Source organism: Telmatobacter bradus, from assembly GCF_048629425.1.
Classification (GTDB): Bacteria; Acidobacteriota; Terriglobia; order Terriglobales; family Acidobacteriaceae; genus Telmatobacter; species Telmatobacter bradus.
Map to the genome: position 1 here is coordinate 2,298,595 of NZ_CP184532.1, position 15,880 is coordinate 2,314,474.

The window sequence follows — 15,880 nt, forward strand, 5'->3', positions numbered from 1 at the left end:
TAGCGGCAAAAACCGCAATGCTGGCAGAAATCTTAAGCAGAAACTCATGCCAGTTGCAGTAGGTAGTGACCTAAAATAGGGCACCACGTGCCGCATCGTGGAATAAAGGCCGGAGTATCTTGATCTTCTGGCTCCCTCTATCCGGCCATGTTCGGTTGGTCAACAGGGCAATGGCGACTTGAGCCTCCAGATCGATCCAGAGGGAACAGCCGCTGTAGCCCAGATGCCCTAACGAAAGTACAGAATAATACTGACCAGAAGATGAGTTCAGGCTTGGTGTATCCCATCCAAGAGCCCGGGAACTTCCTTCCGGAGCCTGCTTTTTGGCAAAAAACTGCAGGGTTTCCGGAGCAAAAATCTTCGGTTGGCCACCGGCGCGGGCGGCTTCCAGCACTTCAGCGCTGAAGCGCATCAGATCGGCAGTATTTGCAAAGAGTCCGGCGTGTCCACAGATTCCGCCCAGCAGACAGGCATTTTCATCCTGTACCTCGCCCTGAATCCGTCTATGCCGGAACCACGTGTCCACCTCTGTAGGAGGAATTTTGCTCTTTTCCACCTCTGGAGGGCAATAGCGGGCGGTCGTCAGGCCCAGCGGGGCGGCAATCTCCTGCGTAAAGAAGGTTTGAAGGTCAACCCCGGCAAGTTTTTCCAGGGCTTTGCCGAGGAGGATGAAGCCGGGGTCGGAGTACTCGTAGCGTGAGCCAGGGGAGGCTTGGAGGTTGAGGGAGTAACAAGTCTGTAATAACTGCGCGGCGTTGCTTGTCGTACGAAAGAATTCCACGTACCCTGCTAACCCCGAATTATGTGCCAAAAGATGCCGCAGGGTTACTGTGTGTTCGACCGCATCCTGTGCCCGATTTGCTACAAATTGTGGAAGAATCGAGCCGAGCGGCGCATCCACGTCCAGCTGACCGCGCTGAAAAAGCAACATGGCCATGGCCGTTGTGGCAACAACCTTTGAGACGCTGGCCAGATCAAAAACCGTTCCGGGTTCGACCCGTGGCGCATCTTCTTCATAGGTAAAGCGGCCCAGCGCATCGAGCAGGACCACCTGCCCGCGAGAAAAAACGCCAAAGGCGCAGCCGGGAAAGGCCTGCTCGGCGATGGCCTTACGCAGAACATCGTAGACGGACTCAAAACGTGGATCGGTCACAGCGGTACTCACCACAGCGGTACTCATGGATGCATCCATCCTAGTGCAAAAACGGAACAGTTGCATTGTGCCGCTTCAGTCTCCCCTGTCGGCAGCTATAACTTGAGCGCATGGGCTGATGATCAGAAATGTGAGTTGATCCTAAATGTTTACATCTTCTGCGTTCACAAATGCGTCGGCTCAGTTAATCTGAAATCAGAATGCAGACGGAAGTGCCCCCTACCCAAGCTCCCGGCTCCCAGAATGAGCCGGATACGATGACTTCGAATGCGCCGCAAAGTGGTAGTGCGACGAGCAATGCTGTCTTGTGGCTGCGTGATCTGCTGATTGCCGCTGTTACCTCGATTTTGATCATCACCTTCCTGTATCAGCCCGTGCGCGTGGAAGGCACCAGCATGTTGCCACGGCTGGAAAACAGCGACCGTCTGTTCATCAACAAGTTTGTCTATCGCTTTGAAGCCATCGAGCGCAATGACGTGGTGGTCTTCCGCTATCCACGGGATCCGGAAAAGAGTTACATCAAGCGGGTGGTTGCTATTCCCGGTGACCGGTTGCGCATCAACCATGGCACGGTAGTGCTGAACGGCAAGCGTCTGGAGGAACCGTACGTTCCTGAGGAGTACCGCGACACGCGTTCGATGCCGGAGATGGTCGTACCCGCAGGCAGCTACTTCATGATGGGCGATCATCGCTCCATCTCTTCAGACAGCCGCGAGTTCGGCCCGGTGGAACGCTCGTTCGTCTACGGCAAGGCGGAGTTTGTCTACTGGCCGGCTCGGGATGCGGGCATGGTGCGGTAGGCAGAATCTTGCCCTCGCGAAGGATTTCTCCTCCTCTAGCGCACAGCGCATAAAAAACTGCTAAAATTAGAAGAATCCACTGCTCGGAGAGACGATGCAGGCTATACTAGCGCTCGAAGACGGGCGCATTTTCCGTGGCCACGGCTATGGTCATCCCGGCGAATGCCAGGGTGAGGTCGTTTTCAATACTTCCCTTACCGGTTATCAGGAAATCGCCACTGATCCTTCCTACACCGGACAGATCGTCGTTCTTACCAATCCCCAGATCGGCAACTACGGTACAAACCAGGCAGATAACGAGTCGGCGAAGCCCTACATCGAAGGCCTCATCGTACGCGAATTCTCGCCTATCAGCTCCAACTGGCGGTCAGAACAAGTGACCGACGAGTACATGGAGCGGTACCAGGTTCCGGTTCTGGCTGAGATCGACACCCGCGCACTTGTGCGCCACCTGCGCACGAACGGCGTCATGCGCGGCGTAATCAGCACCAAGGAAACCAATACCGATGTGCTCGTGGAGCGGGCCCGCAGCATCCGCAAGATGGATGGTACGGACTTGGCCAAGGTGGTTACCACCAAGAGCATTTACACCTTTGACAAGGATCTGGCGCTGAACCAGACCGGCGATCCGCTGCTTGCAGCAATGCTCGACCGCCCCACCAAGCATGTGGTGGCTTATGACTTCGGCATCAAGCACAACATTCTGCGCATGCTGGTCCGCGAGGGCTGCCGTGTAACGGTTGTGCCGGCGCAGACCTCGGCCGACGATGTTCTTGCCATGAAGCCTGATGGCGTCTTTCTGTCGAACGGTCCCGGCGATCCCGAGCCCGTTGATTATGCAGTGAAGGCGATCAAGCAGATTCTGGGCCGCGTGCCGGTCTTTGGCATCTGTCTGGGACATCAGCTGACGGGGCTGGCGCTGGGTGGCCGCACCTACAAGCTGAAGTTTGGCCATCACGGTGGCAACCACCCGGTGAAGAACAAGATTACCGGCAAGGTGGAGATCACCGCACACAATCACAACTTCGCCGTCGATCCGGACTCGATCAACACGAGCGAGGTGGAACTGACGCATGTTGACCTGAACGACAATACGCTCGAGGGTCTGCGTCACAAGAGCCTGCCGCTGTTCAGCGTGCAGTACCACCCCGAAGCCGCACCCGGTCCGCACGACTCCAACTATCTGTTCCGTGACTTCCGCAATTTGATGGAAGAGTGGAAGGGATAATGAGTACGACAGCAAAGACGAATTGTTAGCACCAGCAGCGGGGCCCCGGCTCCGCTGTTTTTTGGGTCAAACGGATTGCAAGATCTTTGCAGAAGCAATGTTTTGAAAGGGCACGGCTTTAGCCGTGCCGCAAAAGGATGAGTAAGAGAGCGGGGCTTTAGCCCCTGAGGGATGTTTTGAAGCCAGCACGCGAACACGCAACCAACAACGCGCAGACGTACTTTGTTACGTCTGAGACGTGGGAGCGGCGTTCCCTGTTTCGTGCGGAATCCTGGGCGAGGCTCTTCTTCCAAAATCTTCTGGCGTATCGGGAATCATATCAATTGCACGAGTTTGTTTTGATGCCCGATCACTTTCATCTTCTGCTTTCTCCCGAGGTCGCTCTTGAACGTACCATGCAGTTGATCAAGGGTGGATTCAGCTTTCGCGCGAAAAAGGAACTTGGATCAAACGCCGAAGTCTGGCAGCGCGGGTTTTCCGATCATCGGATTCGTGATTTTGAGGACTATGAACAGCATGTTCATTACATCCACCTGAATCCGGTCAGGAAACATCTTTGCGCTCAGCCGTCAGAGTACAGGTATTCGTCGGCGTATCCGGGGTGGAAGCTTGACCCCATCCCTCAGGCACCTGCGGTGCGGCCAATGGCTTCGCATAACTTGAACGAAGTTACGAGACCTCAGGGGCTAAAGCCCAGTGACTTTTTGGAGACGGCTGATGGCACGACTAAAGTCGTGCCCTTTCAAAACACGGCAATGCAGAAATGATGAGTTGCTAACGAGCCTTCATCGCAACGTTTCAGACACGAACAAAGAGAAAAACTATGCCACGCAGAAATGACATTCAGAAGATTCTTGTGATCGGCTCGGGGCCGATCGTGATTGGACAGTCGGCCGAGTTCGACTATTCGGGCACGCAGGCTTGCAAGGCGCTCAAGCAGGAAGGCTATGAGGTGGTGTTGGTCAATTCCAACCCGGCCACCATCATGACCGACCCGGAGCTGGCCGACCGCACCTACATCGAACCGCTGACGGTCAGCTATGTGGAAGAGATCATCCGCATCGAAACCGAGATGCTTGCCGCACTTCCGAATGCGGGCAAGTTTGCCCTGCTGCCCACCGTGGGCGGACAGACGGCGCTGAATCTGGCCGTGGATCTGGCCGACGCCGGCATCCTCGACAAGTATGGTGTGGAGCTGATCGGCGCCAAGCTGGAAGCCATCAAGAAGGCCGAAGACCGTCTGCTCTTCAAGGATGCGATGCAGCGCATTGGCCTGGAAGTTTCCAAGTCGCAGTTGGTGAATAATCTGCGCGACGGCATGGACTTTGCCGCCAAGCTTGGCTTCCCGGTGCTCATCCGTCCCAGCTTTACGCTGGGTGGTTCGGGCGGCGGCATTGCTTACAACCGCGAAGAGCTGATGGAGATTCTCTCCCGCGGCATCGACCTTTCGCCGGTGCACGAGTGCCTGATTGAAGAGAGCGTGCTTGGCTGGAAGGAATACGAGCTGGAGGTCATGCGCGACCTGGCCGACAACGTCATTATCATCTGCTCGATTGAGAATTTTGATCCGATGGGTGTGCACACCGGCGACTCCATTACCGTGGCCCCGGCGCAGACACTCAGCGACCGCGAGTACCAGCGGATGCGTGATGCGGCCATTGCCGTCATGCGCGAAATCGGCGTGGAGACGGGCGGCTCGAATGTGCAGTTCGCGCTCAATCCGGTGGATGGTCGCATGACCGTCATCGAGATGAACCCGCGCGTATCGCGTTCGTCGGCGCTGGCCTCCAAGGCCACCGGCTTCCCGATTGCCAAAATCGCCGCCAAGCTGGCCGTTGGCTACACGCTCGACGAAATTCCCAATGACATTACGCGTAAGACGCCGGCCTGCTTTGAGCCGACCATCGATTACGTCGTCACCAAGATTCCCAAGTGGCAGTTTGAAAAGTTCCCCGGCACCGATGACGTGCTTGGCCCGCAGATGAAGTCGGTGGGCGAAGTGATGGCCATGGGCCGCACCTTCAAGGAATCGCTGATGAAGGCCTGGCGCGCACTGGAGACTGGCAAGAAGACCGGCGCGGAAGTGCTGGAGCCGCGTCGTCTGACGCAGATGCTGGTTACGCCTCGCCCGGAACGCCTGGGCTACATTCGCTACGCCTTTGAGCGGGGCATGAGCGTGCGTGAAGTTGCGCGCCTCACCAAGATGGATCCGTGGTTCCTGCATCAGGTGCGCGAAATTACCCTGGAGCAGCAGGGCGTTGCCCGCACCACGCCCGAGCAGATCAGCGAAGAGCAGTTGCGCCGTCTGAAGCGCATGGGCCTGAGTGATGAGCGCATTGCCGCCGAGTGGAAGCTGGAAGGTCACGAAGGCACCAAGCAGGTAAGGGAACTGCGCGAGTCGAAGGGCATCAAGCCGGTCTTCAAGTTGGTGGATACCTGCGCGGCCGAGTTCGAATCAATGACGCCCTACCTCTACTCGACCTACGACGAAGAGGACGAAGCGCCTGCCACCGATAAGAAGAAGATCATCATCCTTGGTTCCGGTCCGAACCGCATCGGCCAGGGCATCGAGTTCGATTACTGCTGCTGCCATGCCGCCTTCGCGCTCAAGGAAGATGGCTTTGAGACGATCATGGTCAACTGTAACCCCGAGACGGTTTCCACCGACTACGACACCAGCGACCGCCTCTACTTTGAGCCGCTGGTGCTGGAAGACGTGCTGGCCATTCACGAGCACGAGACCAAGAGCGGCGCGGATGTGGGCATGATCGTGCAGTTCGGCGGTCAGACGCCGCTGAATCTGGCGCAGCGCTTGCTCGCAGCAGGCGTCAAGATCGTGGGCACATCGCCTGACTCGATCGATCTGGCGGAAGATCGCAAGCAATTCGGCAAGCTCCTCGAAGACCTGAAGATTCCGCAGTCGGCCGGCGGCACGGCCACCAGCGTGGAAGAGGCTCTGGCAGTAGCGGATCGCATCGGCTACCCGGTGCTCGTGCGTCCCAGCTATGTGCTGGGCGGCCGCGCCATGGTTATTGCGTATGACGCCGAAAGCGTTCGCCGCTACATGACGGAAGCTGTCGAGTACTCGCAGGATCGCCCGGTGCTGATCGACCACTTCCTTGAAAACGCCATCGAGATTGACGTGGATGCGCTCTGCGACTCCAAGGACGTGATCATTGCCGGCATCATGCAGCACATTGAAGAGGCCGGCATTCACTCCGGTGACTCTTCCTGCGTGCTGCCTGCTGTCAGCATCCGCCCGGAGACTCTGGAGACCATCCGCACCTACACTCGCCAGCTTGCCCTGGCTCTGAAGGTCGTGGGCCTGGTCAACCTGCAGCTCGCCATTCAACGCGATGCGGCAGGCAAGGATCATGTGTATATCATCGAAGTGAATCCGCGCGCGTCGCGTACGGTGCCTTTCGTCTCCAAGGCGACGGGCATTCCGCTGGCCAAGGTGGCTTCGCGCCTGATGACCGGCCGCATGCTGGCCGACCTGCTGCCCAAGCAGCTCAAGAGTGGAAAGGATCTGGGTACCGGCGATCACTTCTTCGTCAAGTCGCCGGTCTTCCCGTGGTCGAAGTTCGCAGGCGTGGATACGGTGCTTGGTCCTGAGATGCGTTCGACGGGCGAAGTGATGGGCGCGGCCTCGACCTTTGGTGAAGCCTTTGCCAAGGCCCAGCTCTCAGCCGGACAGATTCTGCCCAGCAAGGGCACGGTCTTCATCAGCGTCAAGGATCACGACAAGGCCGCGGTGGTCGACTTGGCCCGCAACTTTGTGAACCTTGGCTTCAAGATCGTGGCCACCGAGGGTACGGCCAACGTGATTGAAGGTGCGGGCATCATGGTGGAGCGCGTCTTCAAGGTGACCGAAGGTCGTCCCGATGCCGTCGATCTGATCAAGAGCGACCGCATTCAGCTGATCGTGAACACGCCGCGTGGCCAGGACACGATCTTCGACGAGAAGGCGATTCGCCGTGCTGCCGTACTGCGCCGCATTCCGACGATCACCACGCTGTCAGCCGCACAGGCTGCCATCGAGGGCATCGCCTCTCTGCAGCAGAAACAGATTACAGTAAATCCGCTGCAGAAGCTGAACGCTGAAATCCGCTAACTTAATCACTGCCAGATCTGCTCTGGTCTGAATACAACGACAAACTGCCGCATGAACCTCAAAGTTTATGCGGCAGTTTGCGTTATCTCTTTAAGTCGCTGATTAAAAGCACATTCTAAGAAAAATATCTGCAAGGACCAAGTTCTTTCTGCCTCACAAAGAAGAGGAAAAGAAGAGCAGGCTGCTGCGATAAATAAACAGAAAAGAATCATGGCGCGAGGTTTAGTAAAGGTGTTAGAGTTCCTGTCGCTGATAAATTTCTGATTGAAAAGCAATCAACATGTGCAATATCCCAAATGATCGCATCTGCAATCAAACCTCTAGATAGCGGCACTTATTTTCAAGACAGACTCGGTCTAAAAAGTGCGAAAAACAAATCATGTTAAACCTCATGAAAAATTTTATCTGTATTGACAGAGACATGCCTGGTACGTACTATGTTGCGGGCTTTCAGTATTGAAAGATTTTAGCATTTAAATTTTTTGTGCCAGTTTACGAGGCGAGGTGACACAGACGATGACAATAGGAAAGACATTCGCGCAAAAGACGAACCGTCGCAAGCGGGGCGCAATGAACGCCCTAGTTTTGTGTTTAGTCATAGCACTTCTGGGATTCAGTATTCCGCGCGCTCATGCGCAGGCCGATACTGGACGAATCGCAGGTATCGTACTCGATCCAACCGGCGCATTGATCGCGCACGCCGCAGTGACTGTGCTCAGGGTGGACACAAACACTGAGACCAATGGCTTCACGGACGCCCACGGTGAATACGTTTTCCCCGTGCTGCCAGTCGGCAATTACAGCGTTACAGCCAAGGCCGATGGCTTTATCGGAGAAACCAAGCAGGGGCTGGCACTGGACGATGGCGCGGCTCTCACTGTCAACTTCAAACTCACACTGGGCAGCCAGAGTGAGCAGATCATCGTCTCTGCGGACACCCGCGATGCTGTAAACACCCAGTCGGGAACCATCGAGCACATCATCGATGGCGATACAGTGCGCGACATGGCTCTGAACGGTCGCAACTATCTGGATCTGCTGGGCACACTCCCCGGATCCGTGGCCAACGCCAACTGGGCCACCACCAGCCAGCCGCCCGACGCCATGAGCTCCACCATGAGTGGATCGACGACCAACATCGTGCTCAACGGTGTGCGCGCCACGGCCAACGGCCTGTATGTGGACGGCGTCATCAACAAGGACATTGGTTCGAACGCCGCGCAGTTCAACAACATCGGCATCGACTTCATTGAGCACATGAGCGCACAAACCTCCTCGTACTCGGCACAGTGGGGATCATCAGCAGGCCCGGCCATCAACGTGGTTACCCGCTCGGGAACCAACATGGTGCATGGCACGCTGTTTGAGAACCTCCGCAATAATCTCGTCGATGCGGATCAGTATTTTTCAAATGGTCTTACTTCGCATCTGCGCTTCAACGATACGGGAATGGCCCTTGGCTTTCCGATCAAGAAGGACAAGATCTTTGCCTTCGTGGGCAATGAATGGAAGTTCATTGAGACGACGAGCGCACCCTCGCAGCAGATTGTGCCTCTAACGAGCTTTCTGAGCGGAGACTTCAACTACACGACGACTGCCGGAAAAGCAGCCTGTGCAATTACCGGGAACAGTTATCTTCTCTCCCGTGGCATCACGATCCCGTCCACTTGCAATATCTCAACCCAGATCACCAACTTCGGCCACGGCATGCAGAATCTGTACAAGTACATTGAGTCGCAGGCCACCGAAATTGCGCTTGACACGAATAATAATGCGATGAACTTTGGGTATTTCGCGTTGCCGCAATCCTATCGCAACGAGGAGTACATTGCCCGTGTGGACTGGCAGATCAGCACCCGGCAGAACGCCTATGTACGTTGGGTTACCGATGCGCAGAGGCATTACAGCGCGCTGGGTGGCAATGCGCTGCTGCCCTCCAATCCGGTCATTCAGCACACCCCAGCCAACAACACGGTGCTCTCCCACACCTACACGCTCACGCCGAATACTTTCAACGTGATTAGCGTGGCGGCCATGTGGACGCCAGTCGATCAGATGCCGGCCGATGACACATGGGAAAAATCGAAGTACGGATTCACGTACGAACCACTCTTCGCAGGAAGCTACCCGAAGGTCGGCATTCCGTATATGAGCTGGCTTTCATACACAGCCATCTATGACACCCACAGCTTGACCAAGGCCCACACCACGGTTCTTGAACTTGACGATATTCTGACCACCATCAAGGGCAAGCACACCATCAAGGTTGGCGTTGTGGGTGACCGCAACCGCAAGGACCAGAGCGGCAGCGGCATCTACTTTAACGGCAATATCTCCTTTACAACTGAGAGCAACAACTATACAACCGGCAACGTGATTGCCGACGCACTGCTGGGCAACTTTGCAACCTATTCGGAGAACTCCAACAACACAGAAGGCCTGTTCCGCTTGTGGGGCCTTGCGGCCTACGCTGACGACACCTACCGTGTGTTGCCGCGCGTCACATTGAGCCTGGGTGTGCGTGGCGAATGGATGACGCCGTGGACCTCGCAGCAAAACAACCTGACAGCCTTTTATCCGCAGTACTATGACTCGGATGACGCTGTTTCCGTGGGCCAGGACAGTGGCAACGTAGTCGCCGGCAGCGGCAACCGCTACAACGGTCTGCGCCGCGCTGGAAACGGCGTGCCTAACTCCCAGTTGGGACGTGTGCTCAATGCTCAGAGTACCGATGTGCTGAACGTGCCCACAATCGGCATGCGCGGCTTCTACCATGCGCAGTATCTGTGGGCACCGCGCGTGGGCTTTGCCTGGGATCTGCGTGGAGATGGAACCCTTGCACTGCGCGGAGGCGGTGGCATCTTCTATGACACGCCGCAGGGCACGGTGGCTTATTCCACGCTGTCGAATCCCCCCTATATTCAGGCAGCGCAGTTGAACTACGGCAACATGGATACACTGGCCACCTCTTCCAATGTAACCGCTACCTCTGTGATCCCCCAGATCTACACGGTGGATCCGGGCCTGAGGCGCTCCATCATCTACCAGTACAACCTTGGCATTCAGCAGCAGCTAGCCAAGGGCTTCTTCATGCAGATCACCTACGTTGGCAATCAAGGCCGCCATCTGCTGCGCGACCCCGACATCAATGCGCCGGATCCGGCGGAAGAATTGGCGATGTACGCAATCGACTCCAGCGTGAAGGAGAATTACCTGCGCCCCTACAAGGGGTATTCGGGAATTCTGCAATATCGCAGCGATGCGGACTCCAACTACAACGGCCTGCAGACCAATTTGAATCGCCGCGTGGGCAAGGGACGCATGACCTTTGCCTATACCTGGTCAAAGAACCTGGCCACAGCCGCTGGAGATACGGACGTCTTCCACTTCTATCCGTGGGTGAAGAACTACAGCTACACCTACACCGGCTATGATCGCCGTCAGCTATACACCGGAACCTACATGGTGCAAAGCCCTGACATGCGCGGCCACAACCGGATTCTGCGGGGCGGAATCGGTTCCTGGATGTTGACCGGAACGGCGCGTTATCAGGGTGGAGCCCGCTATACGCCGACGGCCAGCGATACTGATGGTTTGAGCGGATTTCGTCCCACCTATGCCGGCTATCCGGTTGTATATCCGCACAACACGAATCAGTGGTGGGACTTCGAAAACCCCGGCCAGGTCATAAACTTTTCAGCACCCACGGCAGGCACTGATGGCAACTGCCCCAAAGGCATCATTGTGGGGCCGACCTTCTTTGACGCCGATGTTTCGTTGCGCAAAACCTTCAATACGCTTCGTGGCTATCACGTAACCATCAATCTGGACTCCTTCAATATCACCAACCATCCGGCGCTTGCAGGACCGGGAGTGAACATCTCCACCAGTTCATATGCAACGACGCTGAATAGCTCTGGCACTGTTGATAGCAAGGGACTCGGCATTCAATACGCGGGCCGTTCGCGCAACATGCAGGGTGGAGTAAAGATCATCTTCTAGACGCCGGAAGCTGTGCTTCCAGAGAACAAAGAAACCACATTGACCGGAGAATCTGGAGTGAACACCATGAAAGGTTTTACAAGATATATCCGCCTTCTGAAGGGGATGATGCTTGGCGTCACGCTGCTTGTAGGTACTTGCCTTGCCAGTGCGCAGGCAAACATTACCTCGCAGATCAACATTTCCACCAGCTTTAGCAACGCGGCAGGACTGGCGTTGGACCTGTACGGCAACCTCTATGTGGCCGATAGCGGAAACGACGCACTGTCGAAGTTTACCGGCGCCAATGGTTCCGCGACTACCGTTCTGTCCTCCCTGAATTCACCGCAACAGATTGCGTTGGACTCGTCACTCAACCTTTATGTAGCCAACGGGAGTTCGAACACCGTTTACAAGTATTCCTTTACCAGCGGTGCTCTCAATCTGAATTCACCCACCACGCTGGGCAGCGGGCTCGGCAAGGTAACAGGCGTGGCCGTGGACATCAGCGGCAACGTCTACATTGTTGATAACGGCAACAAAAGGGTCGTCAAGATTTCCGGCACCACGCAGACCACGATTCTTTCCGGTCTGACGAATCCGCAGCAGATTGCCGTGGATAAATACGGCAACGTATATGTGGCGGATGAGGGCGCGAACGCGGTGGTTTCTCTGCCCAGCGGCGGTTCTCAGGGCACCGTTGGCTCAGGCCAGAGTGCACCGCAAGGCGTGGCTGTGGATGCTACCGGCAACCTCTACATTGCCGATACCGGCAACAATGCCATCGAAGAAGTTCCATACTCCAGCACTACCAGCGCTCTGGTAACTGCAAGCCAGGCGACGTTGGGTGTTACGGTCACTGCGCCGACAGCGGTGGCCGTGGATACCCGCGGTAGCCTGTATATTGCCGCCGGAGACGAGGTGATTCACTACAACCGTAGCGCTATCTACTTTGGCCTGATGAGCGTGGGGAGTACCAGCCAGACCTTTCCCGTGGTCTTCAACTTCACCTCAACCGTCGCTCCTGCCACTATCCAGGTATTCACGCAAGGCAAGACCGGGCAGGACTTTCAGGATGCTGGCAGTAGTACCTGCACTGCCGGATCAAGTTACACTTCCGGAAGCAGTTGCACGGTCAACGTGAACTTTACGCCGCTGTTTGCCGGAGCGCGGTATGGTGCTATCGTCTTCTACGATTCCAGCAACAATCCGCTGTTGCGTGCATTCATCGGTGGAGGCGGCCTGGGACCGGTGCTTACCATCGACCAGTCCACGCTGACGGCTCCCGCGCCTACCATCAACAGCTCTGCGCTGAAGGTTCCTTACAGCGTGAAACCAGATCTCTTTGGCAACATCTATATTGCCGACACCAGTAATACGCGCGTTGTCTATGGAACACCAACCGTAACTGGCAGTGGTTCCTCGTCTGGTAGTACTCAGTCACTCTCCAATGGTGCTGTAGTTCTTTCCTCAGCGGGGGCGGCGGATGACATTGCCATCAATGGCGCAGGCGATTTGTATGAATCGACTACAGCAGGCGTGCTCTTCTATCCCAATCTGAACGGCACAATTTCTTCCACGTCAACAATCGTTTCAGCGGCGGCGGCGGACAAATTCCGCATCATCAACGTTGACGTGGCAGGTAATGCCTATGGATGCGACTCAACGACCTTCAAACTGTATATGTTTGGCACCACCGCGAATTCTGATACGCAGATTCTATCGGGCATTAGTAGTGCCTGTGTGGGCATTGCGGTGGATCTGTACGGCAACTTTGCCATCAGCGACAGCACGCTGAAGGGCTACTACTACGTTCCCGCCAATGGTGGAAGCACAGTCTCCGCAAATCTTGGATTAACCACGCCCTGGGGTGTTGCATTCGATGCCTCGGGAAGCATCTACATGACGGACTACGGTGCGAATTACTTCTATCGCGTGCCGAACGAGTGGGGTACGCCGAATGCTACCGACGTGCTGAAGATGACGGCCAACAAGGCGTATAGCGTGGCTCTGGACCCCTATGGCAACCTGTATATGTCGACCGTATCTTCCAGCGCTACCTATTACAACGCGCTGCCTCGTGCATATCCATATATCACTCAGGCACCGCTTACAACAGCTACCTCCTCTGGCACGCTGGGCTACGCTCAGCACTATTTCTCGTCGAGTGTTGCGGTAGGCAGCACGTCGGTGGGCTACCTCACGCTGAGCAACTCTGGCAATGTGGCCCCAACCTATACCAACTCCACCGGCTACCTGACGACCGGCGATACAGGAGACTTCCTGCTGAGTGGCACGCCTTCCACGGTGCCAGCCTATGCGACCTGTGGTTTTACCAGTGGCCTGCCGGTCGGACAGCAGTGCTACATTCCCATAACCCTTGAGCCAACCTCTCCTGGCGCTTATCGTTCGATGAACATCAGTTTTCCATCGGATGACACCTATACGGCAGTGATGACGCTTGTGGGCAAGTCCTCGGGTACAGCAGCCTCCACGGCTTCCGGGCTCGCGATCACTCAGCCTACGGCATCGATTTACCCCACCGAAGCAGTCACATTTACCGCGACTGCGGCCAGTGCGGCTACCGGCGAAGTTACCCTGATGGTGGATGGCGTCAGTGAAGTGAGTGCGGCTCTTTCCAGCGGCAGTGCAAGCTTGACACTCTCTTCCGGTCTTGCCTATGGCAGCCATACGATCGGCGTGACGTACGCCGGAGACAAAACCTACGCACCGGTAACAACTCCGGTCACAATTACTGTAAGTGTGGTAAAAATTACTCCAACCGTAACCCTGGTATCGAATGGCAACCAGGCCAACGTTGGACAGACCGTCACACTTACCAGCACTACTGCTACCCATAGCGGATATGACGTTCCGACTGGCACAGTCACCTTCTACGACGGAAGCACCTCGCTTGGATCCGCGACTCTTTCCGACGGAGCAGGCAGTCTGGCTGTAAGTACTCTGACTACCGGCACGCACACCATCACCTCGACCTATGGCGGAGACTCGATCTATGCCAGCGGTTCCTCTTCCAGCTCGGTGACGATTGTGGTTGGAAGTTATCTGCTGAGCAAAACAATCATGACGGTATCTCCCACTGTGCCATCGGGAGGTTATACCTATGGCACGGTTCTGAGCCTCTCCGCACAGGTAGCCGCTGCCGATAGCAGTGACACCACAGCACCCACCGGCTCGGTGGTCTTCAATCTGGATGGCAGTGTAACCAGCGTAGCAATGAATAGTTCCGACATAGCCACGCTATCGCTTACTCCGGATGCTGGCTCGCATGTGTTGGTGGCCAGCTATGCAGGCGATAAGAACTATGCCTTCAGCAACTCCACCAGCTATTCGTTTACAACGGTGAAGGCCTCCACCAGCACGGCACTGACCACGTCGCTTGCGGCAGCCTACGCCACCGCTCCCATCACCCTCACGGCCACGGTCTCTTCCACTTCAACAACGCCCACCGGAACGGTCATGTTCCTGAACGGCGTAACGACGCTGGGTACAGCAACTCTGTCGAGTGGCGTGGCAACACTGACTACGCAGGCCCTGCCTTCTGGCACAGACTCGATCACCGCTGTCTATAACGGCAGTTCCAACTGTTCCGGTAGCACCTCTTCTGCAGTTACAGAGACCATCACCATTAACACTTCCACGGTCACTGTGACCAGCGTGCCGGTCATTGTCTACTCCGGCGAGCCCACACTCACGGCAACCATTGGCTACACCGATCCAACCGGATCGAGCACCGTACCCTCTGGAACAGTGACCTTCTACGCCAATGGAACAGAGCTGACCACGGTCACCGTGAGTGCAGGCGGTACCGCAACCTACAGCAGCGAAACCCTGTCCAGTGGCACCAACGTCATTACTGCCACCTATTCGGGCGACAGTTATTTCGCGGCTAGTACGTCAGGTTCCGACTATCTGTATATGGCGCCATCCTCGGGGTGGAATGGAAGTTATACCGTTTCTACTTCGTCGAGTTCAGCAACCGTTGCTGCTGGATCAGCGGCCACATTCACAATCACGGCAACGCCCACAAGCAACTACTTCGGTTACGTGCAGTTTACTTGCTCGGGTTTGCCCAGCTTTGCCACTTGTGAGATGGCGACCGACCAGATTCTGTTGAACGGAACCAATACGCCCGTCAGCGCAACCCTGACGATTTACACCACCTCGTCAACGCAGTTGATCTCGATGAGCCGGCACAACAATCTGATCGAAGCCTGCGGCTTCTCTATCTTCGCACTGTTGCCCATGTTGCTTTGTGGCTTCACACGCAAGGGGAGAGAATTTCTGCGCAGGATCGGAGCCATCGGAATCGTAGCCATTCTTTTGATGGGGGTTGGAATCGGCAGCATGACAGCCTGCTGTGCACTTGCTCCGATCAATACAGAAAAAGGCACCTATAATGTCACGGTGAATGCCACCGGCTCTGGCAGTGTGAATACCAGCACAACCGTGAAACTTGTCGTTCAGTAATTCCTACGAACGAGCGTATAACTATCTCACAGGAACATCCGGCCACTCAAAGGTCGGATGTTCCTGTGAGGTTTTATAGCTTTCGGACCGCAATGTGCCGAAACGATGAGTAG

7 protein-coding genes are annotated in these 15,880 nt (G+C 56.0%); 6 read left to right on the top strand and 1 reads right to left on the bottom strand.

Annotated features, from left to right (window positions below; translation table 11 throughout):
• Window positions 1-70 precede the first annotated feature (70 nt).
• On the bottom strand, window positions 71-1,180 hold the full coding sequence (locus tag ACOBR2_RS09625; RefSeq protein ID WP_420239803.1) for a serine hydrolase domain-containing protein: 1,110 nt from the start codon (window positions 1,178-1,180) through the stop codon (window positions 71-73).
• Window positions 1,181-1,353: 173 nt separating this feature from the next.
• Between ACOBR2_RS09625 and lepB the strand changes: the two genes are divergently transcribed.
• The 6 genes from lepB (at window position 1,354) to ACOBR2_RS09655 (ending at window position 15,767) form a co-directional block, all read left to right on the top strand.
• Window positions 1,354-1,953 carry a signal peptidase I gene (gene lepB / locus ACOBR2_RS09630; protein WP_420239804.1) on the top strand — a complete coding sequence of 200 codons (600 nt, stop codon included), beginning with the start codon at window positions 1,354-1,356 and terminating at the stop codon, window positions 1,951-1,953.
• 94 nt (window positions 1,954-2,047) lie between these two features.
• Window positions 2,048-3,181: a glutamine-hydrolyzing carbamoyl-phosphate synthase small subunit gene (gene carA, locus ACOBR2_RS09635; RefSeq protein WP_420239805.1), complete on the top strand. Its 1,134-nt coding sequence runs from the start codon at window positions 2,048-2,050 to the stop codon at window positions 3,179-3,181.
• Between the two features lie 176 nt (window positions 3,182-3,357).
• Entirely contained in the window at window positions 3,358-3,948 is a 591-nt protein-coding gene (locus tag ACOBR2_RS09640; RefSeq protein WP_420239806.1) for an REP-associated tyrosine transposase, read from the top strand.
• 56 nt (window positions 3,949-4,004) lie between these two features.
• On the top strand, window positions 4,005-7,295 hold the full coding sequence (gene carB, locus ACOBR2_RS09645) for a carbamoyl-phosphate synthase large subunit (protein ID WP_420239807.1): 3,291 nt from the start codon (window positions 4,005-4,007) through the stop codon (window positions 7,293-7,295).
• A gap of 516 nt (window positions 7,296-7,811) precedes the next feature.
• Entirely contained in the window at window positions 7,812-11,297 is a 3,486-nt protein-coding gene (locus tag ACOBR2_RS09650) for a carboxypeptidase regulatory-like domain-containing protein (RefSeq protein WP_420239808.1), read from the top strand.
• Window positions 11,298-11,363: 66 nt separating this feature from the next.
• Window positions 11,364-15,767 (top strand): Ig-like domain repeat protein, encoded by a 4,404-nt coding sequence (locus ACOBR2_RS09655; RefSeq protein WP_420239809.1) that lies wholly within the window; start codon window positions 11,364-11,366, stop codon window positions 15,765-15,767.
• Window positions 15,768-15,880 lie beyond the last annotated feature (113 nt).

Excerpts from the sequence above, each read along its gene's own strand:
- ACOBR2_RS09625 (WP_420239803.1), bottom strand. The coding sequence starts at position 1,180 with ATGAGTACCGCTGTGGTGAGTACCGCTGTGACCGATCCACGTTTTGAG.
- lepB (WP_420239804.1), top strand. The coding sequence starts at position 1,354 with ATGCAGACGGAAGTGCCCCCTACCCAAGCTCCCGGCTCCCAGAATGAG.
- carA (WP_420239805.1), top strand. The coding sequence starts at position 2,048 with ATGCAGGCTATACTAGCGCTCGAAGACGGGCGCATTTTCCGTGGCCAC.
- carB (WP_420239807.1), top strand. The coding sequence starts at position 4,005 with ATGCCACGCAGAAATGACATTCAGAAGATTCTTGTGATCGGCTCGGGG.
- ACOBR2_RS09650 (WP_420239808.1), top strand. The coding sequence starts at position 7,812 with ATGACAATAGGAAAGACATTCGCGCAAAAGACGAACCGTCGCAAGCGG.
- ACOBR2_RS09655 (WP_420239809.1), top strand. The coding sequence starts at position 11,364 with ATGAAAGGTTTTACAAGATATATCCGCCTTCTGAAGGGGATGATGCTT.